We start from the raw sequence: 24311 nt of genomic DNA, 5'->3' as shown, positions 1-24311 counted from the left end.
CCTGGTCCCACTCGGTGTCCCACTGCAACCGCGATGCCTGCTCGGCCCAGAACGCCTCGCGGTCCGCATCGGCCTGGCCGTAGAGCGCCGACGTGGCGTTGGCCTGCGCCGCGAAATCCTCGGACGGCGGGAACGTCCTGCTTTCCGTCAGCAGGTTGTCGAGCGTGTTGCTCTGCCCGTCGGGCTGACTCATTGCCCAGAACCTCCCTGGAGATGTGAATGCAGTGATAGGGGAACCGTAGTGCGATCTGGTTCACTGCGACAGAGGTTTCGCTTGATTGGTTCAGACCATTCGGTCGCAACGGACCGGTTTCATAACGTCACTCTCCGGTTCCGGAATGCTTCCGGTGCGTTGTCCTGCGGTAACGCAGAGTCGAACAGGCGCAACGTGGCTGCAACTGTGGCACAACTCGCACGCGGGCCGCTCGCCGGGGTTTCCGGTACCGGCCGGTAGCGTCTGGAGTCGTGAACGACAAGCCATCGCTGGCACCGCTGCTGGAACTCGACGGGGTCACAGACGCGGTGGCCGCCGCACGCGCCGCCATCGACGAGGTGCACCGGCACCCGGCCAACCGGCGCGGCTGGCCCGCCACCGCCGCCGAAGCCTCCGTGCGCGCGGCCCGCGCCTCGGCCGCGGTCGCGGGCGGAGCCACCGAGATCCCCGAGTCCGGAGAGGTCAGCGACCCGCTGCTGGCCGGATCGCTGCGCGTCGCCGAGGCCATGGGCACCCTGCTGCCCACCTGGCAGCGCGCGCCCCGGCAGGCCCTGGCCCGGATGCACGTGCTCGCCGCGAGCGACCTCGTCGACGACCCCGACCAGCTCGGCCGGCCGCACGCCGACCCGGTGATCGCCGAACGGCTCGACCTGCTCAGCGAGATCATCACCGAGCCCAAGGCGCACGGCGCCGGGCCGGTGCTGGCCGCGGTGGTGCACGGAGAACTGCTCGCGCTGACCCCGTTCGGTCACGCCGACGGCGTCATCGCCCGCGCCGCGGCCCGGCTCGCCGTCATCGGCAGCGGCCTGGACCCCAAGGGGCTCGTGGTCCCCGAGGTCGCCTACTTCCGCAGGCAGGAGGACTACGCCGAGCGCGCGCTGGGCTTCGCCACCGGTGACCCCGACGCGGTCGCGTCCTGGATCGTCCACTGCTGCTCCGCGCTGGAGGCGGGTGCCCGCGAGGCCGCCTCCATCGCCGACGCCGTTCAGGAGGGCTGACGGTGAAGAAGGTCCTGATCGACTGCGACCCCGGCATCGACGACGCGCTGGCCCTGGCGCTCGCGCACGGCGATCCGCGGTTGGACGTCGTGGGCATCACGGCCGTCGGCGGGAACGTGCCGCTGGAGTTCACCACCGAGAACTCGCTCCGGCTGCGCGACTTCTACGGCATGACCGCGCCGGTCGCGCGCGGCGCCGGGCGGCCGCTGGTGCGCGAGGGCATCAACGCCGGGAACGTGCACGGCGTGATGGGCCTCGGCGAGGTCGTGCTGCCGGAGACCGCGACCGAGCTGGACCCGCGCCACGCGGTGGACCTGATCATCGAGACGCTGGCCGCGGCTCCGGGCGAGATCAGCCTGGTCGCGACGGGTCCGCTGACCAACATCGCGCTGGCCGTCCGCAAGGAGCCGCGGATCGTCGAGTGGGCGGCGGAGTTCGTGATCATGGGCGGCGCCTACACGCGCGGCAACCGGACTCCGGCGGCCGAGTTCAACATCATGGCCGACCCCGAAGCCGCCGCCGTGGTCTTCGAAGCGGGCTGGACGACGGTCATGATCGGGCTCGACCTGACCCACCAGGCCCGCGCGAACACCGAGGTCCGCACCCGCTTCGCCGGCTTGGGGCGGCTCGAATCCGAGCTGCTCACGCCGTGCCTGGACTTCTACGGCCGGTTCCCCGACTACCAGGAGCTCGGCCCGGCGATCCACGACGCCTGCGCGATCGCCTACCTGATCGACCCGACCCTGATGGACGCCGTCCCCGCGCGGGTCGACGTCGAGACGCAGGGCCGGTTCACCTCGGGGATGACCGTCACCGACTTCAAGGCCTCGGCGGAGTCCAGGAACGCCCTGGTCCCGACCACGTTGGACCAGGGCCGCTTCTGGGACCTGATGACCGAGGCGTTCGGAGTCGTCGCCAAGTCGATGGCCTGACGGGCGGCGAGGTGCGAGACCTCGCCGCCTGCGGGGGTCTCAGCCCTCCAGGCTCCGAAGGGCGTCCCGGACCTGGCCGTCGGCCACGGCCAGCGCCGCCGCCGAGCGTTCGACGTCCGCGCCGGAGAGCAGGTGGACCAGGGCCGTCTTGAGGTCGTCGCCCGCCGCGGTGAGCGCGTCGGCGCACGTCTGCTCGGACTCGCCGGTCGACTCCTGCAGGATGTTGATCGTGCGTCCGCGCAGCTTGGCGTTGGTCGCGAGCATGCTGACCATGAAGTTCGAGTAGACCCGGCCCAGCTTGATCATCACCGCGGTCGAGAACGAGGTGAGCACCAGCTTCTGCGCCGTTCCGGCCTTCATCCGGGTCGAGCCGCTGATCGGTTCCGGGCCGGTGTCGGCGGCGATGACCACGTCGGCCGGGACCTCGCCGGGGTTCGGGTTCGAGGTCAGCAGCGCGGTGCGGGCACCGATCTCCTTCGCGGCGGTCAGCGCCGAGATCACGTACGGGGTGCGGCCGGAGGCGGCCAGGCCGAACACGAAGTCCTTGTCGGAGCCCTGCGCGCGGATCTCGCGGGCGCCCGCGTCCTCGTCGTCCTCGGCGTTCTCCACCGCTTGCTGGTAGGCCTCCGGGCCACCCGCCTGGTGCGCGATGAACCAGTCGGGGGGAGCGTTGAAGGTCGGGATCAGCTCGGCGGCGTCGAGCACGGCCAGTCGTCCCGATGTTCCCGCGCCCACGTAGTGCACCCGGCCACCGGACCGCAGCGCCGCCACAGCGAGGTCGACCGCCTCCGCCAGCTCCGGCAGCACGCGGCCGACGGCCTCCGGCACCGTGCGGTCCTCGCTGTTGAACAGCTGCAGGACGTCCAGCGTGGGAAGCAGGTCGATGTCGCGGGTGCGGGGGTTGGTCTGCTCGGTCGGCGATGCGACGCGAATCGCGTGATCCCGGCTCATTCATGCCTCCTGTTCGGTTGTTCGAGGCCGGCCGTGGCGCGATGCATCACGCCTCTTTGTGCCGGCGCCGATCGGGGCGACTGCCGAGACGGTGTCCGGAGACGGCCTCGCGCGTCGCTTCCAGCGCCGTTTTGGTCTGCTCCAGGTGCCGTTGGGCGACACCGATGAACAAGCAGTCGATCACGGTCAGCTGTCCGATCCGGCTGGCCATCGCGCCGGACCGGTAGGTCGTCTCGCGCACCGCCGTGGTCAGCACGTGATCGGTGACCTCGGTGATCGGGGAGCGCGCGAAGTTGGTGATCGCTCCGGTCGTGGCGCCGTGCCGCTTGGCCTCGCGCAGCGCTTCGACGGTCTCGGTGGTCGCGCCGGTGTGCGAGATGCCGATCGCGACGTCGCCGGGTTCGAGCACGGCGGCCGAGGTCAGCGCGTTGTGCGTGTCCGACCAGGCGAAGCTGACCAGTCCGATGCGGTGCAGCTTCTGCTGGAGGTCGAGGGCGACGAAGGCGCTGGCGCCGACGCCGTAGACGTCGATGCGGCGCGCGGTGGCGACCGCGTCGACCAGCGCGTTCAGCGATGTGGCGTCGAGCTGGCCCGCGGTCTCCTCGACGGCCTTGGCGTCGGCGTAGCCGACCTTGGAGATGATGTCGCCGATGCCGTCGTCCGGGCCGATGTCGCCGCCCAGCTCCCGATCGCGGGTCGAGGTGCGCGCCGTGTCGGCGGCGAGGGCGATCCGCAGGTCCGGGTATCCGCCGACGCCGATCGCCTTGCAGAAGCGGGTGACGGTCGTTTCACTGGTGCCCGCCGCCTCGGCGACCTCGGTGATGCTGCGGCGCGAGATCGAGGCGGGATCGGCGAGCACGATGTTGGCCACGCGCTGCTCGGCCCGCGCGAGTCCGGGCAACAGCGAGCGAATCTTGACGAGGGGGCTGCCCTCGCTCGATTCAGCGGAGATTTCCGTAATGGCCATGTGGGAAACTTACTAACCGTTTCTTGTACAGGTCAATGCATCTCTTGAGTATCCGTCGGGTAGACGGTTCGCGCACTGGTCCAGGTTGCATCTCCGCCGCGCAGTTCCATTAGGGCTAAGTACCCGGTCCCCGAGATCGACTTGTACACCTGCCCGGCGGGTGCGCGCCGCGCGATCTCGTCATCTGACAGAAACCCGCCTCGCCGCCGCCCGAAACATCCGGCGCGAACACTTCCGGCCGCACGCGCGCTCGGCAGAGGGAGGGACTCGATGGTCGTCGAATCACCGCGCAAGGACGTGGCCCGAGATCAGGCGGTACGCGAAACGCTGGAGGACTACACGCTCCGCTTCGCCCCGCGCAGTTACCGGCGCTGGAAGCCCGGCGTGGTGGCCACGACCGCGCTGGGCGGCATCGCCTACCTCGCGGACTTCTCGATCGGCGCGGGCATCGGCCTGAGCTACGGCACGCTCAACGCCCTGGTGGCGATCCTGGTCGCCGCGCTGATCATCTTCGTGACGGGTGTGCCGCTGGCCTACTACGGCGCCCGCTACAACATCGACCTCGACCTGATCACCCGAGGCGCCGGGTTCGGCTACTACGGGTCCGTGCTGACCAGCGTGATCTTCGGCAGCTTCACGTTCATCTTCTTCGCCACCGAAGGCGCGATCATGGCCCAGGGACTGCACGCCGGGCTGGGCGTTCCGCTGTGGCTGGGCTACCTGATCACCACGCTGATCGTCGTGCCGCTGGTCGTCTACGGCATGAAGGCGCTCAGCAGGCTCCAGGTGTGGACGACGCCGCTGTGGTTGCTGCTGATGGTCGGACCGATCGGCTACCTGGTGGTCGTCGACCCGAGCTCGGTGAGCGACTGGCTGGCCTTCGCGGGCGAGGAGGGCGGTGGGCTCAACGCGGCGTCGGTCATGCTCGGCGCGGGCGTGGCGCTGTCGCTGATGGCTCAGATCGGCGAGCAGATCGACTACCTGCGGTTCATGCCGCCGCGCACCGAGGTCAACAAGCGCTCCTGGTGGCTGTCGACGCTGGTCGCAGGTCCGGGGTGGGTCGTGTTCGGCGCGATCAAGCAGGCCACGGGGGCGTTCCTGGCGTTCTTCATCATGGGTGTCGCCGGGGCTGCGGCGACCGAGCCGGTGCAGCAGTTCATGGGCGTCTACGAGCTGTTCCTGCCCGCGTGGCTGGCGATCCCGCTGGCCGTCGTGCTGGTGGTGCTCAGCCAGGTCAAGATCAACGTCACCAACGCCTACTCGGGCTCGCTGACCTGGACGAACTCCTTCACCCGGATCACCAAGCACTACCCGGGCCGGATCGTTTTCGTGCTGGCGAACCTGACCGTCGCGCTGATCCTGATGGAGGCGGACATGTTCGCCTTCCTGAACTCGGTGCTGAGCTTCTACGCCAACTGCGCGATCGCATGGGTGTGCACGGTCGCCGCCGACATCATGATCAACAAGTTCCTGCTGAAGCTGTCGCCGAAGGAGCCGGAGTTCCGGCGCGGCATGCTCCACGCCGTCAACCCCGTGGGTGTCACGGCCTTCCTGACCTCGGCGATCGTCTCGATCGCGATGTACTTCGGCGCCTTCGGCGAGGCGGTCGCGCCGTACTCGCCGATCGCGGCGGTGGTGATCGCGGTCGTGCTCACTCCGGTGATGGCGATCGCGACCCGCGGCCGGTTCGCCTTGCGCCGCACCGATGACGGCATCGCCGAACCCCGCTTCGACGTCGACGGCACACCCGTCGCGACGATCTACACCTGCGATTACTGCTCGCAGGAGTTCGAGCGGCCGGACGTGCTGGCCAGCGCGGAACCGGGCAAGATCATCTGCTCGTTGTGCCTGACGACGGACAAGACCGGAGCTCTGGTCCTACCGGCGTCCTGAGTCAGCGCGGGGTGGAGGTCCAGCCGTCGAGGTGCAGCTCGGTGGAGTCGCGCTCGGAGTCCAGCAGGGTGCGGTCGCCGTCGGTGGCCTTGAGGCCGTCGACGTTGACCCCGCGGCCCTCGTACTGGGCGTCGACGTTGTAGCGCCAGCGCAGCTGGACCTTCTTGCCCGGCTCGGCGGGAACCTCGCCGTTGACCTTCCACCAGGCGCGGTGCCCCGAACCCGCCAGCCCGGGCTGCGGGCCTTCCGGGGCGCCGGGACCGGACGCGGTCAGCGGCACCGGCCGCCAGTTCACCCCGTCCGAGCTGGACTCGACGGTGAGCGCGTCGGTGCCGTCGGCGTCCTGCTGGGTGTCGACGAAGGCGTCGAAGGACACCTCCAGCGGCCCGTCCGCCGGGCCCAGCGGCACGCTGGTCAGCGTCGCCGTCCCGGGCGCGTGGAACGACGCGCGGCCGTGGCGGGGGAAGACCGCCAGCGCGCGGGCCATGCTCTGGGCCAGGGCCTGGCGGGCGCGGTTGTTGGAGCCCCACTCGCGCGACGGGTGCACGCGGTTGGTCAGCAGCACCGCCACCGACCGCGACGCCGGGTCGATGACCAGCGATGTCCCGGTGTAGCCGGTGTGCCCGGCGGTGCGCGGGGCGCTGAGCCCGGCCATGTACCAGCGCTGGTCGAGCTCGAACCCGAGCCCGTGCGAGTTGCCGGGGAACTCGGTGTTGAAGTCGGTCAGCATCTTCTCGACGGTGCGCTCGGAGAGGATCCGGGTGCCGCCGTAGGTCCCGCCGTTGAGCAGCGCCTGCCCGAGCTTCGCGAGGTCGTCGGCGGTCGAGAAGACACCGGCTTGACCGGCCACGCCGCCCAGCGACCAGGCGTTCTCGTCGTGCACCTGGCCGCGCACCATGCCGCGCGGCGGGTCGGCCTGGAACTCGGTGGCCGCGATGCGGTGCAGCTTCGACGCCGGCGGGTTGTAGCCGGTGTCGGGCATGCCCAGCGGCCTGGTGATCCACTCCTGGACGACCTGGTCCAGCGGGTGCCCGGTGACCCGCTCGACCAGCACGCCGAGGGTGATCATGTTCGGGTCGGAGTACTCGTAGTTCGTGCCCGGCGGGCGCTCGGGGGTCAACGCCATGACCGACGGGATGCGCTGCTCCGGCGGCAGCTTCCACAGCTGCACCTCGGCCTGCAGCCCGGAGGTGTGGGTGAGCAGCTGCTCGACGGTGATGCCCTGCTTGCCGTTGACCGCGAACTCCGGCAGGTGCTCGGCGACCGGATCGTCCAGCGAGATCTTCCCGTCGTCCACGAGCTGCAGCGCGGTGATCGAGGTGAACAGCTTGCTGATCGAGGCGACGTCGAAGATCGTGTCGGCGCGCATCGGTTCCTGGTCCTGCGCGGGGAGCTCGGTGCCCTTGCCGTCGGCGTAGCGCAGCTGCTCGCCGGTGGCGGAGCGGCTGACGACCACGCCGTCGTGCGCGAGCAGACCCACGGCACCGGCGTACATCGGGTGTTCGAGGTCAGGAGTCTTCTCGGTCCACGCCGCGAGCTGCCGCCACGCGTCGTCGATCGGCTTCGGGTCGAGTCCGATGCCCAAGGGCGTGCCGTCCTGCAGCAGCGTTTCGGCGGGCGCGAAGCCGTCCTGGGGACGGTCGAAGTGCCCTGCCGCCCGTCCCTGCGCGGCCACGGCCGAGCCGCCCAGCGCGGTCAGTGACAGCAGCGCCACGGCCGCCAGCACGGTCTTGCCCATCCAAAGCCCCCTCAGCGGTACAGCAGGTAGGGATCGCGATGCCGGCGGAAGTCGACGACGTCCTGCCGCCACGAATCGGTGATCTCGCCAACGCCGGCGCCCGCGTCCACCATGCCGCGCAGCCGGTCCGAGCCGGACAACTTGTCGACCATCCCATCCTCCCGCCAGGAGAAGAGCTGGGGATAGAGCCGTCGGGCTGTGACCAACATCGCAACGGCGACGTGGATCGGGTCGAGATCACCCGTGCGGTGCAGCTGCACGCCACCGCAGGGCTGCTCGGCGTGCTTGGAGAACGTCGGGACGAAGTAGGTCTCGCGGAACCGCACGCCCTCGATGCCCAGCCCGTTGAGCTCCTCGGCCCACTTCCAGTCGACGCCCGGCGCCCCGATGATCTCGAACGGACGCGTCGTGCCGCGCCCCTCGGACCACGTCGTGCCCTCGAACAACCCGGTTCCCGGGTACACCGCCGCGGTGTCCGGGGTGGGCATGTTGGGGCTCGGCGGAACCCACGGCAGGCCGGTGTCGGCGGTGCGTCCCTGCCAGCCCTCGACGCGGATCACGTTGAGCTGCGGCAGCGGCGAGGGCAGGTGAACGCGGTCGAACAGCCGCGCCAGCTCGCCGACGGTCATGCCGTGCTGCTGCACGATCGGCAGCTCACCGACGCCGGAGGCGAACCGCGGGTCCAGCTGCGGTCCGGCGACCAGCGGGCCGACCGGGTTCGGCCGGTCCAGCACGGTGAAGCCCAGGCCGAGCTGCTGCGCGGCCTGCATCGCCGTGTACATCGTCCAGATGTAGGTGTAGAAGCGGGCGCCGACGTCGGCGATGTCGAAGACGACCTGCTCGACACCGGCCTTGCGGAACAGCTCGGCGAGCTTGGCCGCGTCGGCGCCGTAGGCGTCGTAGACCGGCAACCCGGTGCGCGGATCGCGGTAGTCGCCCTCGGACCCGCCGGCCTGCGACGTGCCGCGGAACCCGTGCTCGGGCCCGAACACCGCCGCGATGTCGACCTTGCCGCCCGCGTGCATCACGTCCACCAGGTGATCGAGCGTGGACAGCACGCCCGTCGGGTTGGTGACGATGCCGAGGCGGTGCCCGGCGAGGTCCGAGAAGTCCCTGCTCGCCAGCACGTCCGCGCCGGTGCGCACCGCACCGGGCGCGACCTGCGCGGGCTTGGCCGCGCAGGCGGAGCTGGACGCCACGCCGACGGCCGGGACCGCCAGGGCCGAGGCGGTGAGGAAACGCCGCCTGCCGATACCGCTCATGCTGTTCACCAGGCCAAACCGAAGCCGAAGGGATACCTGTCGGTTCCAGGCTTACCAGGCTCGGGCACCGGGACCGGCAACTTGCCCGCGGGCGTGGTCTCGCCGAAGAGGACCTTGGCGACCGATTCCATGGCGACCGGCTTGTCGGAGTAGCTGGCGATCCAGGCGGGCACGTCGACGTGGGCGGCGTCGTACGGGTCGCGCACGGCCACGGCCACCACGGGCTTGCCGGTGGCCTGCAGCGCGCGCACGAGGTCCAGCTGTCCGGCGTTGTCGGGGTTCCAGGCGGCGCTGGTGAGCACCACCGCGACGTCGTGGGCCTTGGCCTGCTCGACGGCCTGGGCGATCTGCTCCTGCGTCGGCTTGGTGCCGGTGGCCAGCGCGGAGCTCTGCGGTCCGCGCGCCCGCACCGAGTCGGACAGCGCCTTGGTGCCCTTCTCGCTGGCGCCGGTCACGAACACCTTGCCGGGCGACTTCAGCGGCAGCGCGGCGTCGTTGCGCAGCAGCGTCGTGCTGCGGTCGGTGATCCGCTGGGCGTCGGCGAGGTGCTGCTGGTTGCCGACGATCGAGTCCACCTTGGACACGTCGACGAACGGGTTGGCCAGCACGCCCCGGCCTTCCTTGAGCTTGAGGACCCGCGAGACGCTCTCGTCGATGCGCTGCTCGGTGAGCCGCCCGTCGTGGACGGCCGCGATCACGCCGTCGATGGCGACCTGCAGGTTCTGCGGCATCAGCATCACGTCAGCGCCCGCCTGCAGCGCGAGCACCGGGATCTCGGAGTCCGGGTGCTGCTGGCGGACGCCCTCCATCTGCAGCGAGTCGGTGAACACCACGCCCTGGTAGCCGAGCTCCTGGCGCAGCATGCCGGTGAGCACCTTCGGAGCCAGCGTGGCCGGCTGCCCGGAGTCGTCGAGCTTGGGGACCACGATGTGGGCGCTCATCACCGAGTCGGTGTTGGCCGCGATCGCTTCCTTGAACGGCGGCGCGTCCAGCTGCTCCCACTGCTGCCTGTCGTGCTCGATGACCGGCAGCGCGGTGTGGCTGTCGGTGTTGGTGTCGCCGTGCCCCGGGAAGTGCTTCACCGAGGCCGAAACGCCTTCACCGGCGGCCTGGGCGTCTTCGTAACCGCGCACCTGGGCCGCGGTGAACTGCGCGGCCAGCGTCGGGTCGGAGGAGAACGAGCGGACGCCGATCACCGGGTTGGCGGGGTTGACGTTGACGTCACCGCTGGGTGCGAAGTTCATGTTCAGGCCCATGGCGCGCAGTTCCTGGCCGGTGATGGCCGCCGCGCGCTCGGCGTCCTGCGGGCTGCGGCCGGCGCCGAGCGCCATGTTGCCGGGCAGCTGCGTGACGGGCTCGGTGATCCGGGTGACCTGGCCCTGCTCCTGGTCGGTGGAGATCAGCAGCGGCACCTGCGCGCCCGAACTCGTCGCGGCGGTCTGCAGCCCGTTGGACAGCTCGGCGATCTGCTTCGGGTCGTAGAGGCTGTTGGACCAGGTGAAGTGGATGATCCCGCCGAGGTGGTACTTCTGCACCACCTGCGCCGGGGTGTCGACGCCGAACTCCTCCCGGTTGACCGGGTCGGGCGTGTCCGCGGTGCGGCCGTAGGCGTAGGTGACGAACAGCTGCCCCACCTTCTCCTCCAGGGTCATCTCCCGGAGCAGCTCGTCGGCGGTCTGAGCCCGAGGTTCCAGAGCGCTCCCGGTGGTGGTCAGCGCGGCGGCCCCCACGGCCAGCGCGCTCAACGCGACGACGGCGCGTCGGGTTCGAGTCTTCAGGGCCACATCGGCCTCCCTGCACCAGGCGGAAACTGTTCACCACAAACGCGGACAAATGAGGAAATTACTCACAGGAAAAGGGGAGGTCAACGATCCGGACTGATCCGATCGTTGATTCCTGCGGCGTTGCGGGATGTGCGCGACCGCCCTCGGTGAGATGCGGCGAGCGGAAGCCGATTTCGTCGCTCGCCTGGAGGGCACAAAAGAGCGGCGCCCGTGGTGGGCGCCGCCCTCTCTGCGCGAGCTCTTGGGTTACCAAGCGTGCTGTTCGTCGTAACTTTTGGGCTAGGCGTCCGGCGTCCCGTGACGCAACCCTGTGCACGACAGCCTTATCTGCGGCGACGCGTGGGTGCTCCAAGTCTCGCGCGCGGAGCCTGAGAGGGGTGGACGCTGTTTCTCCTCCACAACGTCCCTGGCCAAACAGGGTCCGCACTTCCCTTTGTAGACCGTGATGCCCGTCACTGCAAGGGTCCTTCGGGGCGAACCGAGGAGGGATCTACCAGCGCTCCCGGTCACCGTCTGCGACGCCAGGCGCGCACGCCCCACCACGTCGCGCCGGCGGCGGCCACGGCGCTGAGCCCGACACCCGCCGCGGTGACGGCGGCGCGGGACGGGGTGGGGATGCGAGCGCGCAGCGAGACGGGGTGCTCGAAGGCCAGCGAGGGCCAGCCGCGCTGGACGGCCTCCTTGCGCAGGCCCCGGTCCGGGTTGACGACGGTCGGGTGCCCGACGGCTTCGAGCAGCGGCATGTCGGTGACCGAGTCGGAGTAGGCGTAGCACTCGCCGAGGTCGTAGTCGTACTTCTCGGCGAGTTCGCGGGCCGCGACCGCCTTGTTCTCGGCGGAGCAGTAGAAGTCGACCTCGCCGGTGTAGCGGCCCTCGGAGACGACCATGCGCGTGCCGGACCAGTGATCGGCGCCGAGGAGCTTGGCGATGGGGGCGACGACCTCCTGGCCCGAGGCCGACAGCACGACGATCTCGTGGCCCTGGTCCTGGTGGTCGGTGATGAGCTGGGTGGCTTCCTTGTAGACGAGCGGGTCGACGATGTCGTGGAGGGTCTCCTCGACGATCGCGTTGACCTGGTCGATGTCCCAGCCCGTGCACAGCGACGTGATGTGCGCGCGCATCCGGTCCATCTGGTCGGCGTCGGCGCCGGCGAGCATGAAGACGAACTGCGCGTAGGCGCTCTTGAGCACCGCTCGGCGGTTGATCAGCCCTTCCTGGAAGAACGGGCGGCTGAAGGCGAGCGTGCTCGACTTGGCGATGATCGTCTTGTCCAGGTCGAAGAACGCGGCCACCCGGCGTCCGGAAGCGGCGGCGGGGTTCGCGGGCTCAGTCACGCCGACAGCATACGAGTCGCGTCGACGTGGCATTTCCAGGCTGGTTCCGGTCATGTGCGCACGATCCTGGGCTGTTTGTCCGGTGGGCTGCTTGGGGAGGGCGATTTTTCACACACCGTGTGGTTGTCGGAAGGTTGCTCGCCGTCCGGGATGGTTTTTCTGCCACGAATGAATGGGTAGGGGCAGTTTGTCGGGCACTGAGAGCAAAGACGTTCCCTCAAATGGACGGGAGGCATTACTAGGGATCTGCGGGATACAGTGTGGGGAGTCCGGCAAGTCCGGACCAGTTCAGCTCGACCCCCCGGAGCTGAACTACGACGACCCCCGCCCCTCCCCCCTGGCGGGGGTCGTCTCGTATTCCGATGCTCCCACCTGCGCGAAGTTCGTGCTCGCGCAACAGTCTTCGGGCGAGCGAAATGTGAACTGCCTTCATTTCTTATGCATCCCCTGTGTGACTCTTTCGGGGAAGACGAGTTATCCACAGCGAACGGGTTCATCCACAGATTTCAGAAATCGCTTGGCAGTCGGCAGCACCTCCGGTCACTTTGGATAACGAGCGGCCATTCGTGGCACAACGCTCCTTCTTCCAGCCTATGCGGAAGTGGTTTTCCTCCGAAAAGTCCTGATCCAGGGAGCCCGTCATGCCCGCGGCAGCACACTCGCCCACCCCCGAGACCGCGCGTCCGCTGCTGGTGGTGCGCGACGCCGAACTGGCGGAGGAGGTCTCGCGGCTGGCCGCGGCCTCCGGCGGAGCGATCGAGCGCGCGCCACGGCTGCTTCCCGCGGCGTGGCGCGCGGCGCCGCTGGTGCTGCTCGACGAGCCGACCGCCGCCGCGTGCGCCACCCACGGCCTGCCGCGCAGACGCGGTGTCGCCCTGATCTGCCGGACGACCGGTGAGCGCCTGTGGCGGACCGCGTTCGACATCGGCGCCGAGCGGGTGCTGACCCTGCCCTCGGACGAGCACGAGCTGATCGAGCTGCTGACCGACGCCGCGGACGCACCGGTCGGCGAGGGCCGCGTGCTGGCCGTGCTCGGCGGATGCGGTGGTGCCGGTGCTTCGGCGTTGGCCACCGCAGCCTCGGTGGTCGCCGCCCGCTCCGGCGGGCGGTCGCTGCTGGTCGACTGCGACCCGTTCGGCGGCGGCCTCGACCTCGCCGCGGGCATGGAGCGCGACGAGGGCGTGCGCTGGTCAGGTCTGTCGGTCGGCACCGGGCGGCTCGGTGCCGGAGCGCTGCGCGAGGCGCTGCCGAAGAAGCGGGTCGGGCGCGGCGAACTGGCAGTGCTCGCCTGCGACCGGGACCGCACGCCGAGCGGACTGACGCCGGAAGGCGTGCGTGCGGTGCTCGGAGCCGGTCGCCGCTCCGGCGCGACCGTGGTGTGCGACCTGCCGCGCTGCCCGGCACCGGGTGACTCCGACGAGTCGGTGCTCGGTGACGCCGAGCTCGTGGTCGTCGTCGTGCCCGCGGAGGTGCGCGCGTGCGCGGCGGCGGCGCGCGTCGTCGCCGCGGTGACCGAACGCGCGGGATGCCGGGTGCGGCTGGTCGTGCGCGGACCTTCCCCGGGCGGCTTGAGACCGCGCGACGTAGCGCGGGCCGCCGGCGCGCCGGTGCTCGCCACGATGCGACCACAGCCGCGCCTGCCCGCCGCCGTCGACCGCGGTGACCTCGTCTCCGTGCTGCACCGCCGCAGCCCGCTGGCCGCAGCGGCCGGTGCGGTGCTCGCCGAGCTCGCCTCGTCGGAGTCGCCGGTACCGCGCTGAACCCCCGTTGAACCCAGGCCGATCCCGCTCGATCGGCCATGCCGTCCTGCCGTTTTCGGCCGGTGGAAGGGAAGGTCCGTGATGTCCGTGGATCGGGAACTGCTGGCGCGGGTGCGGAATCGACTGGTGGTCAACGGCTCGCCGCTGAACCCGGCAGCCGTTGCCGAGGCGGTCCGCGCCGAGTCCGGCGGGCTGGTCGCCGACGCCGACGTGCTCACCGCGCTGCGCGTCGTCCAGCAGGAGTTCTCCGGTGCGGGAGTGCTGGACCCGCTGCTGGACGATCCGGCGACCTGCGACGTGCTGGTCACCGCGCCGGAGAAGGTGTGGGTCGACCGGGGCGACGGGCTGCGGCCCGCGCCGGTGCGCTTCGCCGACGAGGACTCCGTGCGCCGTCTCGCGCAGCGCCTGGCGATGTCCACCGGGCGCCGGCTCGACGACGCCCAGCCGTGGGTCGACGCCTGGATGCCGCAGCGCGGCACCCGCTCGGTTCGGCTGCACGCGGTGCTCCCACCGGTCGCCGGGGACGGGACCTGCATCTCGCTGCGGGTGCTGCGTCCGGCCGCGCACGACCTCGTGGCGTTGCAGCGGGCGGGCACCTTCGACGAGCGCAGCGCCGCCGTGCTGCGCGAGATCGTGGCGCGCAGGCTCGCGTTCCTGATCATCGGCGGAACCGGCAGCGGCAAGACGACGCTGCTCGCGGCGATGCTCGGCGAGGTCGGGCACCGCGAGCGGATCGTATGCGTCGAGGAGGCGGCGGAGCTGCGTCCCCGGCACCCGCACGTGGTGCGACTGCTGACCAGGCCGCCGAACGTGGAAGGCGCGGGTGAGATCGGCGTCCGCGAGCTGGTGCGGCAAGCGCTCCGGATGCGGCCGGACCGCCTGGTCGTCGGCGAGGTGCGCGGTGCGGAGGTGCGCGAGCTGCTCGCCGCGCTCAACACCGGGCACGACGGAGGCGGCGGCACGCTGCACGCCAACTCGCCGCGCGAGGTGCCCGCCCGGATGGAGGCGCTGGCCGCGCTCGGCGGGCTGTCCCGCGATGCCCTGCACAGCCAGCTCGCCGCCGCCGTGCAGGTCGTGCTGCAGGTGCGCCGCAGACGCCTCGCCGCGATCGGGGTGCTGCACCGGTCCGGAGAACAGGTGACGGTGCGGCCGGCCTGGGAGCGCGAAACCGGTTGGGACGTGGGCCGCGAGGAATTGGCGGCGTTGCTGGAGTCCAGGGGAGGTGCGCTCCCGTGCTGATCGTGAGCGCCCTGCTCGCCGCGACCGGACTGCTGTGCTGGCCCGCGCTCACCACCCGCCACCGGCTCCCCGGAGTCAGGCGCGCACCGCTGAGGTTGCCGAGGCCGAAACGCCTGCTGCCGGTGGCGACCGGTATCGCCGGATTCGCCGTCGCGGGTCCGGCGGGCTCGTGCGCGGCGATCGCGCTGACCCTGCTCGCGGGCAGGCACGTCCGCGAAAAAGGTGACGAGCGGCGGGAACTCGCGCTCGACGACGAGTTCGCCGAGGCGATGCGGCTGCTGGTCGCGCAGCTGCGCGCGGGCGCGCACCCGGCCAACGCGGCCGAAGGCGCCGCCGCCGAAGCTGGTCCGGGCGTCACCGTGCTCTTCCGGGACCTGGCGGCGACCGCCCGGCTCGGCGGCGACGTGTCCGCGCTGGCGGGACGACCACGCGCGCCGGTGCGACGGCTGACCCGGGCCTGGGACCTGGCCGAACGGCACGGCGTCGCGCTGGCGGAACTGCTGGACTGCCTGCGCCGCGACGTCGAGCGGCGCACCGCCTTCCGCCGCGAGGTCAGCGCGAAGATGGCCGGCCCGCGTGCCACGGCGGGAGTGCTCACCGGTTTGCCGGTGCTCGGGCTGGGCTTCGGGCAGGCCGCCGGTGCCTCGCCGCTCGCGGTGTTCGGCAGCGGTCCCGCCGGTCAGCTGCTCCTGCTCGTCGGGACCGCCCTGCTGATCGCCGGGGTGTTGTGGAGCTCGCGGCTGACGAGGTCGGTGGTGCGGACATGAGCCAGGTGTTCGCGCTGCTCACCGCGGCCGTGGCCGTGCTGCTGGTCCCCGTCGCCCCGACCCGCCACCGGCTGGGTCTGCGTCGGAGCCCACCGGCGGCACCGCGTCCCCGTCGCGAGGAGCGGGCCGACCCGCTGGTGCTCGCCGCCGGGTGGGACCTGCTGGCGGCGGGGATGCGGGCCGGGCTGCCGGTGCCGGTGATCGTGCGCGCTGTGGCGGTCGAGGTCGGCGGCACCGCCCGGCGGACGCTGACCGAGGTCGCCGACCACCTCGCCCTCGGCTCGGACGCCGCTGCCGGGTGGGAACCGGCGCTGCGCGACCCGGACACGGCCGAACTCGCCCGCGCGGCGCGGAGGACCGCGCGCACCGGCAGCGCGCTCGCCGACGTGGCGGCCGAGCTCGCCGACCGCGCGCGGGCGCGCAGCTCCGAGCTGGCGGAGGTGCGGGCTCAGCGCGGTGCCGTGTGGATCTCGGCACCGCTGGGGCTGTGCTTCCTGCCCGCGTTCCTGTGCCTGGGAGTGCTCCCGGTCGTGCTCGGCATGTTCGACCGGATCCCGATCAATCCACTGTAGACACGAGGAGAAGACGATGCGGAACCTCATCCGACGCCTGCGGGCGGCGCTGACCGGCGACGACGGCATGTCCACGGCGGAGTACGCGGTCGGCACGCTCGCGGCCGTGGCCTTCGCGACCACCCTCTACGCCGTGGTGACCAGCGGCTCGGTCGAAGAAGCGCTGACCGGCCTCATCCAGCGGGGCTTGCAGGGAGCGGGGACGTGAACGACCGGGGCTCGGTGACCGTCGAGGCGGCGCTGGGCATCTGCTCGCTGGTCGCCGTCTTCGGGTTGCTGCTGGTCGGCGGGATGGCGGTGCTGGGCCAGCTCCGCTGCGAGGACGCCGCGGTCGAGGCCGCCCGCCTGCTCGCCCGGGGAGACGCGCCCCGGGCGGAGCGGGCGGTGCGCGCCATCGCGCCCGTCGGCGCGCACTACGCCCACGTGATCCGCGGCGACCAGGTTGAGGTGATCGTCAGCGCGCACTGGCTGCGCGCCGACGCCGTCGCGATCCTCGAACCCGGGGAGGGCGGATGAACGACCGCGGTTCAGCGACGGTGCTCGCCGCGGTGCTGTCACTGGTCGTGCTGGTGCTGCTCGGGTGGCTCGTGCAGCTCGGCGCCGCCACCGCCGCCCGGCAGCGGGCCGAAGGCGCCGCCGATCTGGCGGCGCTGGCCGCTGCGGCTCACGTGATCGGTGGACCCGAACTCGCCTGCGCGCAGGCCCGACGGGTGACCGGCGAAATGCGGACGCGCCTGCTCACCTGCACCCTGACCGGTCGAGAGGTCCGCATCGAGGTGGCGGGAGAGCTGCCCGGACCGCTGGCCGGACGGCACCCTCCGAGCGCACGGGCTCGCGCCGGACCGGCCCCCGGTTGAGCCGCGCGTATTACGCGGGCAGTACGACGAGCGGTCGGCGAGCGGTCCGGCGGGCAGCGGAGCGGTCGGCGAAGCGCCACCGGCGCCGGTACTGAGCTTTCAGCGCGTGTGTTGGATCTTTCACGTTCATCGTCGCCGAACGACCGGTCGTCGCACCGGGTCTGTACGCCCCGGGGCTGGATGACGTTTCTTTGAATGTGTGAGCGGCGAGCCCAGGTTCGCCACGAACCGAGGTCCACCCGACAAGGAGGTCGGGGGATCGGCCGGAACCCCGAAACCCGGCCGGTCGATCTCAAGGCGCACGACGCCGCTCACCCTGAACGAGGAGGCGGAGACAGATGCAATGGTCTGCGGAGAGGTGGCAGAGCGCCTTCCGCGGCGTCCCGGCCCACCCGGCCGGGCTGACCAGCAGCCGGATCGACCTGCGAGTGCAGGCAATCGACTTCGCGTCGCGTGGTTGGTCGGTGTTGCCCGGAACCTTCCCCCGAGATGGTGAGTGGCTCGGTCGCCGAGGCCGCCAGCTGCACGGCCCGACCCCCGTGCGGGCCGACTGGCAGGACGGTCTGGGGGCGGACCTGCACGAGGTCATGGCCTGGTGGGACGAGCACCCCTACAACCTGCTGCTCGCCACCGGTTTCCAGGCCGACGCCATCGAGGTCGACATCGCGATCGGCAGGCGGGCCGCGAAGGTGCTGCGCGCCGGCGGATTCCCGGTGCCGATCGTGGCGACCCCGACCGGCAGCTGGTTCTTCCTGATGTCCCCTGGGGGTCGGCTCAACGGCGAGCTGGCCGAGCAGAGCGGAATCCGCTTGCACGGCAAGGGGAGTTGGGTTCCGCTGCCACCGTCGGTCTACCCCGGCGGTGCGGTGCACTGGAGGGTCAAGCCCGAGGTGTGCGCTTGGCAGCTGCCCAGCCCGGAGTTCGTCCAGGACGCGCTCCGGACCGCACTGGAGATCGACCAACCGGAGAACGTGGCGGAGGTTCTCGCAGCGAGCAGGTGATCCTGCGGCCGTGACGCACCGAACGGGCCCGGTTTCCGCGCCCAGGGCTCCCCGGCCCGACCGGTCACGAGATTCCCGCGAGCACGCACCAGCCAGCCCAAGTGCTCATCGTGCCCGGTCGGGCGGCCCACCCGGACCGCCGGTGCTACCCCCGAAGCACGGCCGAAACCGCATCGAGAACAGCCACCGCCCCTGCCTTGTCCAGCGGTTCGTTGCCATTCCCGCACTTTGGCGACTGAACGCAGGACGGGCATCCGGCCGGGCAGTCGCAGGAAGCGATCGCTTCCCGCGTCGCGGCCAGCCATGGGACCAATGCGGCGAAACCGCGGTCGGCGAATCCGGCTCCACCCGGATGGCCGTCGTGCACGAACACCGTTGCCTCCCCGGTGTCGGCGTGCAGAGCGGTTGAGACCCCGCCGATGTCCCATCGATCGCAGGTCGCGAACAGCGGTAGCAGGCCGATCGCCGCGTGCTCGGCGGCATGCAGCGCGCCGGGGATGCGCGCCGGTTCCAGCCCGGCGCCCCCCGGCGCGCTGCCCATCAACAAGTCCTGACCGACCGTGTACCAGACGGCGCGGGTGCGCAGCGTCTGCGCGGGCAGGTCCAGCGGAACCTGGTCCAGCACCTCGCCGGTCGGTCGTTTCCGCAGGTAACCGACGACCTGCGAGGTCACTTCCACCTCGCCCAGGTGCACCGTGACCCCGGCACCGGTGTCGTGGCTCTCGACGGTGCGCAGCACGGAGATGTCCACGTCGTTGCGCGGCGAGGTCGTCCAGTCCGGGCTCTCCTCGTGGACCAGCGTGATGGCCGCGTCGAGGTCGAGCTCGTCGACGACGAAGGACTCGCCGCGATGCAGGTACACCGCTCCCGGGTGCACTGTCGAGCAGGCGGAATCGGGGTCCACCGTGCCGAGCATGCGGCCGGATTCGCCTTCGACGACGGCGATCGGCGGACCGCCTGAGCCGCGCAGCTCGACGTTGCGGTGCGGCCGTTCTCGGGCGGTCCAGAACCAGCCGTGCGGGCGTCGCCGCAGCACGCCGTCGGCGGTCAGCGCCTCGACCGCCCGCTGCGCGGCTTCGCCGCCGAAGATCTCGAACGACTCCTCGGTCAGCGGTAGCTCTGCCGCGGCGCAGGCCAGGTGCGGTTCCAGCACGTACGGGTTGGCCGGGTCGAGCACGGTCGCCTCGACCGGCCGGGACAGCACGGCGGGCGGGTGGTGCACGAGGTAGGTGTCCAGCGGGTCGTCGCGCGCCACGAAGACCACCAGCGCGCCGTCCCCGTCGCGCCCGGCGCGTCCGGCCTGCTGCCAGAACGAGGCGAGGGTGCCCGGGTACCCGGCGACGACCACGGCGTCGAGACCGGAGATGTCGACCCCGAGCTCCAGCGCGTTGGTGGTGGCCACGGCTCGCAGTTCCCCGGTCAGCAGCGACCGTTCCAGTTCGCGGCGATCCTCGGGCAGATATCCGCCGCGGTAGGCGGAGACCCGGTCCGGCAACGAGGAGTCCACCTCGGACAGCGCGCGTCGCGCGGCGAGCGCGGCGAGTTCGACACCGCGCCGGGATCGGATGAAGGCCAGAGTGCGCGCGTCCTCGATGACCAGCTCGGTCAGGATCCGCGCGGCCTCGGAGCCGGCGTTGCGGCGGACCGGGGCGCCGTTCTCACCGACGAGGTCGTCCAGCAGCGGCGGTTCCCAGAGCGCGACGGTGCGCGCCCCTCGTGGCGAACCGTCCTCGGTGATCGCCCGGCAGCGGGCGCCGGTCAGCCGTTCGGCGAGCTCGGCGGGGTCCGACACGGTGGCCGAGGCCAGCACGAAGACCGGGTCCGAGCCGTAGCGGTTGGCGATCCGCCGGAGCCTGCGCAGCAGCAGTGCGACGTGCGAGCCGAACACGCCTCGGTAGGTGTGGCACTCGTCGATCACGACGTGCGTGAGCCTGCGGAAGAAGTGCGCCCAGCGCCCGTGCGACGGCAGCACGCCGAAATGCAGCATGTCGGGGTTGGTGAAGATCCACCGCCCGTGCTGGCGCGCCCAGTCCCGCTCGGCCTGCGGGGTGTCGCCGTCGTAGCTCACCGCGCGGAGCTCGGGGAGCTCCAGCTCGGAGATGCTGCGCAGCTGGTCGGCGGCCAGCGCCTTGGTGGGGGAGAGGTACAGCGCGGTGGACTTGGGGTCGGCGAGCAGCTGCGAGATCACCGGCAGCTGGTAGACCAGCGACTTCCCGGACGCGGTGCCGGTGGCGACGACGACGTTCTCGCCGTCGTGCACCGCTTCGGCGCCCTCGACCTGGTGGATCCACGGCTCGTCCGCACCGCGCGCCTGGAACGCCTCGACGAGCCGGGGCGGTGCCCACTTCGGCCAGTCGGCGGTCTGGGCGGGCCGGGCCGACCGGTGCTCGACGTGCGTCACGGGCGACTCGTCGGCCGGGATCCCGGCGACGACGCGGCGGAGCAGCCGCTGTCCCTTGTCCTCCTCGCGCACGTCGTTCAGCCTTGCACAGCTCTGATCCGCGCCCGCACAGGTGTTCCCCTCCGCGAGTCGGCTGATGTTCCACCTTCGGGGCAACTTCGGAGCGTGTTACGGGAGGCGGACGGGGTCCCTGCGGATCCCATTGCGACACGCCATACCTCATGTCACCCGATCGGTCCAAATCGAAATATGTCCGAACAGGGGATCAAGTACCTCTCTGGATCGATTATTCGGTAACAGATCTGCACGTCGAGACGAGTTGCGTATCACACCGTGAGGTAAGCCACTTGGGGTCTGAATAGACTCCTGATCCACGACGTCGCCACGGACGGCCATCGAACGATCACAGGCCGTACCGGGCGGGGCCGCCTACCGCGCATCGGGGCCCGGTAAGAGCGTGCGGGGCCGCCGGTGTGAGAACCGAGCACAACCCAGGAGGACGGATGTCCCTGCTCACCCCGGTCCAGCACGGCTGGGCCCAGGGCGCTGCACCACCGAGCTCGCAAACCCGGATGGACCTCGCCCAGCAAGCCACCGGAATCGAGCTCGCAGGCGTCGACTACGCAGTGGTCGGTGCCGTGATGGTCATCGCCCTGGCCGCCCTGGCCTTCGGCTACGTCCTGATCAAGGAGGTGCTCGCCGCAGGGCAGGGCACCGCGAAGATGCAGGACATCGCCAAGGGCGTGCAGGAAGGCGCGTCGGCGTACCTGAACAGGCAGTTCCGCACCTTGGCGATCTTCGCGGTCGTGGTGTTCCTGGTGCTGTTCGCGCTGCCCGCCGAGACCATCGGCGAGCGCATCGGCCGATCCGTGTTCTTCCTGTTCGGCGCCGCGTTCTCAGCCGCCATCGGGTACCTCGGCATGTGGCTGTCCACCCGCGCGAACGTGCGCGTGGCCGCCGCGGCCCGCGAGCCCGGTGAGGGCCGCGAGAAGGCGATGCGCGTGGCGTTCCGCACCGGTGGCGTGGTCGGCATGATGACCGTCGGCCTCGGCCTGTTCGGCGCCGCTCTCGTGGTGCTGGTCTACGCGGGCGGTGCTCCGCGCGTGCTGGAGGGCTTCGGCTTCGGCGCCGCGCTGCTGGCGATGTTCATGCGAGTCGGCGGCGGCATCTTCACCAAGGCCGCCGACGTCGGTGCCGACCTGGTCGGCAAGGTCGAGCAGAACATCCCCGAGGACGACCCGCGCAACGCCGCCACCATCGCCGACAACGTCGGCGACAACGTGGGTGACTGCGCGGGCATGGCCGCGGACCTGTTCGAGTCCTACGCGGTGACGCTGGTGGCCTCGCTGATCCTGGGCACCGCCGCCTTCGGCGGGCACGGGCTGCTGTTCCCGCTGATCGTGCCCGCGATCGGTGTGCTCACCGCGGTCGTCGGCGTCTACATCACCAAGGCCCGCGCGGGCGAGAGCGCGCTGACGGCGATCAACCGCTCGTTCTACATCTCGGCCGGGATCTCGGCGGTGCTGTGCGCGATCGCCGCGATGCTGTACCTGCCCAGCACCTTCACCGAGCTCACCGGTGTGTCGGAGGAGGTGCGCGCCACCCCGGGCAGCCCCGCGCTGGTCGCGCTGATGGCCGTGGTCATCGGCATCCTGCTCGCCGTGGTCATCCTGAAGCTGACCGGCTACTTCACCGCCACCGAGCACCGCCCGGTCCAGGACGTCGGCAAGTCGTCGCTGACCGGTGCGGCCACGGTGATCCTGACCGGTCTGTCGGTCGGCTTCGAGTCCGCCGTCTACACCGCGGCGGTCATCGCCGCGGCCGTGTTCGGCGCGTTCCTGCTGTCCGGTTCGCTGCCGGTGGCGCTGTTCGCGATCGCGCTGGCCGGTTGCGGTCTGCTGACCACCGTCGGCGTCATCGTCGCGATGGACACCTTCGGCCCCGTCAGCGACAACGCGCAGGGCATCGCGGAGATGTCCGGTGACGTCGAGGGCGAAGGCGCGAAGATCCTCACCGAGCTGGACGCGGTGGGCAACACCACCAAGGCGATCACCAAGGGCATCGCCATCGCCACGGCGGTGCTGGCGGCGACGGCGCTGTTCGGTTCCTACACCGACGCCATCGGCGCCGCGCTGGACGACGTGGCCGGCGAGCTCTCCATCTCGGAGTTCTTCGTCTACGCGCCGAACGTCCTGGTGGGCGTGGTCATCGGTGCCGCGGTCGTGTTCCTGTTCTCCGGTCTGGCGATCAACGCCGTGTCCCGCGCGGCCGGTGCCGTGGTCTACGAGGTGCGGCGCCAGTTCAAGGACAAGCCGGGGATCATGGACGGCTCGGAGCGCCCGGAGTACGGCCGGGTGGTCGACATCTGCACCCGCGACTCGCTGCGCGAGCTGGCCACTCCGGGTCTGCTGGCGGTGCTGGCCCCGATCGCGGTCGGGTTCGGCCTGGGCGTCGGTCCGCTGGCCGGGTACCTGGCGGGTGCCATCGCCACCGGCACCCTGATGGCCATCTTCCTGGCCAACTCGGGTGGTGCCTGGGACAACTCCAAGAAGCTGGTGGAGGACGGCTACCACGGCGGCAAGGGGTCCGAGGCGCACGCGGCGACGGTCATCGGTGACACCGTCGGCGACCCGTTCAAGGACACCGCCGGTCCGGCGATCAACCCGCTGCTGAAGGTGATGAACCTGGTGTCGGTGCTGATCGCGCCGGCAGTGGTCTACTTCGCCGTCGGCGAGGCGGCCAACCCGGCGGTGCGGATCGGCATCGCGGTGGTGGCGCTCGCGGTGATCGTCGCTGCTGTGGTGATCTCCAAGCGGCGCTCGACCGCGATCGCGGACGAGCCCGCGGACGACAAGACGATCAACGGCGCTCCCGCCTAGATCGGTCTCAGCGATGGGCGTCACCCGGTTCGGGTGGCGCCCATCGCTGTGAGCAGGCCGATCGCTGCAACGGGTGACCCCGGGTTCACCGGGAGGTGCAGCGGTACGAGAGAGTCCGAGCGCACAGCGAGAGCTACTCCGATCCATGTGAGGAGTTCGCAATGAGGTTCCGTGCGACGTCCCTCGCGGCGCTCGCGGCCATCCCGCTGGCCCTGAGCGCCTGCGGTGCGGCACCAGCACCGACGCCCGAGCCCGCCCCGGCTCCGCCGAAGGCGGCAGGTCCGGAAGGCGTCGAGTGGGCAGGCCGGTTGTGCGGGCTGGTCAACGACTTCTCCGCGTCTCAGAAGAGCTTGCCCGCGGTGGACAAGAGCAACACCCAGGCGATGAAGAACTCGGTGGTCGCCCGGCTCGACACCGCGAGCAAGACCGCTGATGGCACGGTTCGCGGGCTGCAGGAGCTGCCGCCGTCCCCGATCGAGGGCGGCGACCAGGTCAACCAGGGCATCCGCGACGGGTTCGTCCAGATCCGCGACGTCCTGGTGGGCGCCCGCGCCAAGGCCGACCAGGTCGACCCGAACGACAAGCAGAAGTTCACCGAGGGCATGACCGCCCTGCAGGCGGAGCTCCAGAAGAGCTCGCAGGTGGACCTCAACAGCAAGTTCGGCGCCCTGGAGAAGAACAAGCAGCTCGCCGCCGCTGCGAAGCAGGCCCCGGGCTGCCAACCGTTCTTCAACCCGGCCCCGGCCCAACCCGCCCCCGCCC

21 protein-coding genes are annotated in these 24311 nt (G+C 70.9%); 13 read left to right on the top strand and 8 right to left on the bottom strand.

The window, feature by feature from the left end:
- Positions 1-193, bottom strand: a 193-nt coding sequence (locus E1181_RS27600; RefSeq protein WP_132679236.1) for an acetyl-coenzyme A synthetase N-terminal domain-containing protein, incomplete at its 3' end; no start/stop codon positions are given.
- Between the two features lie 272 nt (positions 194-465).
- Here E1181_RS27600 and E1181_RS27595 point away from each other — a divergent pair.
- The gene (locus E1181_RS27595; protein ID WP_132679234.1) at positions 466-1212 is read left to right on the top strand and encodes a Fic family protein; all 747 of its coding nucleotides are present in this window, start codon (positions 466-468) and stop codon (positions 1210-1212) included.
- A 2-nt stretch (positions 1213-1214) separates the two neighbouring features.
- Positions 1215-2144, top strand: a complete 930-nt coding sequence (locus E1181_RS27590) for a nucleoside hydrolase (protein ID WP_132679232.1) — start codon at positions 1215-1217, stop codon at positions 2142-2144.
- Positions 2145-2183: 39 nt separating this feature from the next.
- On the opposite strand, the gene E1181_RS27585 is transcribed toward E1181_RS27590, so the two are convergent.
- Positions 2184-3095 (bottom strand): N-acetylmuramic acid 6-phosphate etherase, encoded by a 912-nt coding sequence (locus tag E1181_RS27585; RefSeq protein WP_132679230.1) that lies wholly within the window; start codon positions 3093-3095, stop codon positions 2184-2186.
- A 46-nt stretch (positions 3096-3141) separates the two neighbouring features.
- The gene (locus tag E1181_RS27580) at positions 3142-4062 is read right to left on the bottom strand and encodes a MurR/RpiR family transcriptional regulator (RefSeq protein ID WP_132679228.1); all 921 of its coding nucleotides are present in this window, start codon (positions 4060-4062) and stop codon (positions 3142-3144) included.
- A 270-nt stretch (positions 4063-4332) separates the two neighbouring features.
- Here E1181_RS27580 and E1181_RS27575 point away from each other — a divergent pair, with 270 nt between their 5' ends.
- Positions 4333-5955 carry a purine-cytosine permease family protein gene (locus E1181_RS27575; protein WP_132679226.1) on the top strand — a complete coding sequence of 541 codons (1623 nt, stop codon included), beginning with the start codon at positions 4333-4335 and terminating at the stop codon, positions 5953-5955.
- A 1-nt stretch (position 5956) separates the two neighbouring features.
- Here E1181_RS27575 and E1181_RS27570 read toward each other — a convergent pair whose 3' ends face one another.
- From E1181_RS27570 to E1181_RS27555, 4 genes are all read right to left on the bottom strand, one after another.
- Positions 5957-7693: a serine hydrolase domain-containing protein gene (locus tag E1181_RS27570; protein WP_132679224.1), complete on the bottom strand. Its 1737-nt coding sequence runs from the start codon at positions 7691-7693 to the stop codon at positions 5957-5959.
- 11 nt (positions 7694-7704) lie between these two features.
- Positions 7705-8955 carry an exo-beta-N-acetylmuramidase NamZ family protein gene (locus E1181_RS27565; protein WP_132679222.1) on the bottom strand — a complete coding sequence of 417 codons (1251 nt, stop codon included), beginning with the start codon at positions 8953-8955 and terminating at the stop codon, positions 7705-7707.
- A 5-nt stretch (positions 8956-8960) separates the two neighbouring features.
- Entirely contained in the window at positions 8961-10733 is a 1773-nt protein-coding gene (locus tag E1181_RS27560; RefSeq protein WP_408010784.1) for a glycoside hydrolase family 3 protein, read from the bottom strand.
- A 512-nt stretch (positions 10734-11245) separates the two neighbouring features.
- A complete protein-coding gene (locus E1181_RS27555) occupies positions 11246-12106 on the bottom strand; it encodes an HAD-IB family hydrolase (protein ID WP_408010782.1) in 861 nt (286 codons plus the stop codon).
- Between the two features lie 608 nt (positions 12107-12714).
- Here E1181_RS27555 and ssd point away from each other — a divergent pair.
- The 8 genes from ssd (at position 12715) to E1181_RS27515 (ending at position 18269) form a co-directional block, all read left to right on the top strand.
- Positions 12715-13833: a septum site-determining protein Ssd gene (gene ssd, locus E1181_RS27550; RefSeq protein WP_132679218.1), complete on the top strand. Its 1119-nt coding sequence runs from the start codon at positions 12715-12717 to the stop codon at positions 13831-13833.
- Between the two features lie 81 nt (positions 13834-13914).
- Entirely contained in the window at positions 13915-15072 is a 1158-nt protein-coding gene (locus tag E1181_RS27545) for a TadA family conjugal transfer-associated ATPase (protein ID WP_207922350.1), read from the top strand.
- A complete protein-coding gene (locus E1181_RS27540) occupies positions 15066-15839 on the top strand; it encodes a type II secretion system F family protein (RefSeq protein WP_235877091.1) in 774 nt (257 codons plus the stop codon). Before E1181_RS27545 ends, E1181_RS27540 begins: the two co-directional genes overlap by 7 nt.
- The gene (locus E1181_RS27535; protein WP_207922349.1) at positions 15836-16411 is read left to right on the top strand and encodes a type II secretion system F family protein; all 576 of its coding nucleotides are present in this window, start codon (positions 15836-15838) and stop codon (positions 16409-16411) included. The genes E1181_RS27540 and E1181_RS27535 overlap by 4 nt, the downstream gene beginning before the upstream one ends.
- A gap of 16 nt (positions 16412-16427) precedes the next feature.
- Positions 16428-16619: a DUF4244 domain-containing protein gene (locus E1181_RS27530; protein ID WP_132626413.1), complete on the top strand. Its 192-nt coding sequence runs from the start codon at positions 16428-16430 to the stop codon at positions 16617-16619.
- The gene (locus E1181_RS27525) at positions 16616-16927 is read left to right on the top strand and encodes a TadE family type IV pilus minor pilin (protein WP_132679216.1); all 312 of its coding nucleotides are present in this window, start codon (positions 16616-16618) and stop codon (positions 16925-16927) included. The genes E1181_RS27530 and E1181_RS27525 overlap by 4 nt, the downstream gene beginning before the upstream one ends.
- Positions 16924-17268, top strand: a complete 345-nt coding sequence (locus E1181_RS27520) for an Rv3654c family TadE-like protein (protein WP_132679214.1) — start codon at positions 16924-16926, stop codon at positions 17266-17268. Before E1181_RS27525 ends, E1181_RS27520 begins: the two co-directional genes overlap by 4 nt.
- Positions 17269-17606: 338 nt before the next feature.
- Positions 17607-18269: a bifunctional DNA primase/polymerase gene (locus tag E1181_RS27515; RefSeq protein WP_132679212.1), complete on the top strand. Its 663-nt coding sequence runs from the start codon at positions 17607-17609 to the stop codon at positions 18267-18269.
- A 145-nt stretch (positions 18270-18414) separates the two neighbouring features.
- Here E1181_RS27515 and E1181_RS27510 read toward each other — a convergent pair whose 3' ends face one another.
- Positions 18415-20751: a DEAD/DEAH box helicase gene (locus E1181_RS27510; RefSeq protein WP_132679238.1), complete on the bottom strand. Its 2337-nt coding sequence runs from the start codon at positions 20749-20751 to the stop codon at positions 18415-18417.
- 422 nt (positions 20752-21173) lie between these two features.
- On the opposite strand from E1181_RS27510, the gene E1181_RS27505 reads away from it, so the two are divergent.
- Both E1181_RS27505 and E1181_RS27500 read left to right on the top strand, forming a co-directional pair.
- Positions 21174-23549, top strand: a complete 2376-nt coding sequence (locus E1181_RS27505) for a sodium-translocating pyrophosphatase (protein WP_132679211.1) — start codon at positions 21174-21176, stop codon at positions 23547-23549.
- A gap of 161 nt (positions 23550-23710) precedes the next feature.
- A partial coding sequence (locus E1181_RS27500) for a hypothetical protein (RefSeq protein WP_132679209.1) occupies positions 23711-24311 on the top strand: 601 nt, incomplete at its 3' end.

The sequence above is a fragment of the Saccharopolyspora terrae genome (genome assembly GCF_004348435.1).
In the GTDB taxonomy this organism is placed as follows: Bacteria; Actinomycetota; Actinomycetes; order Mycobacteriales; family Pseudonocardiaceae; genus Saccharopolyspora; species Saccharopolyspora endophytica.
The sequence above is the reverse complement of the archived record's forward strand: the minus strand, read 5'-3'. Positions and strand labels throughout refer to the sequence as shown.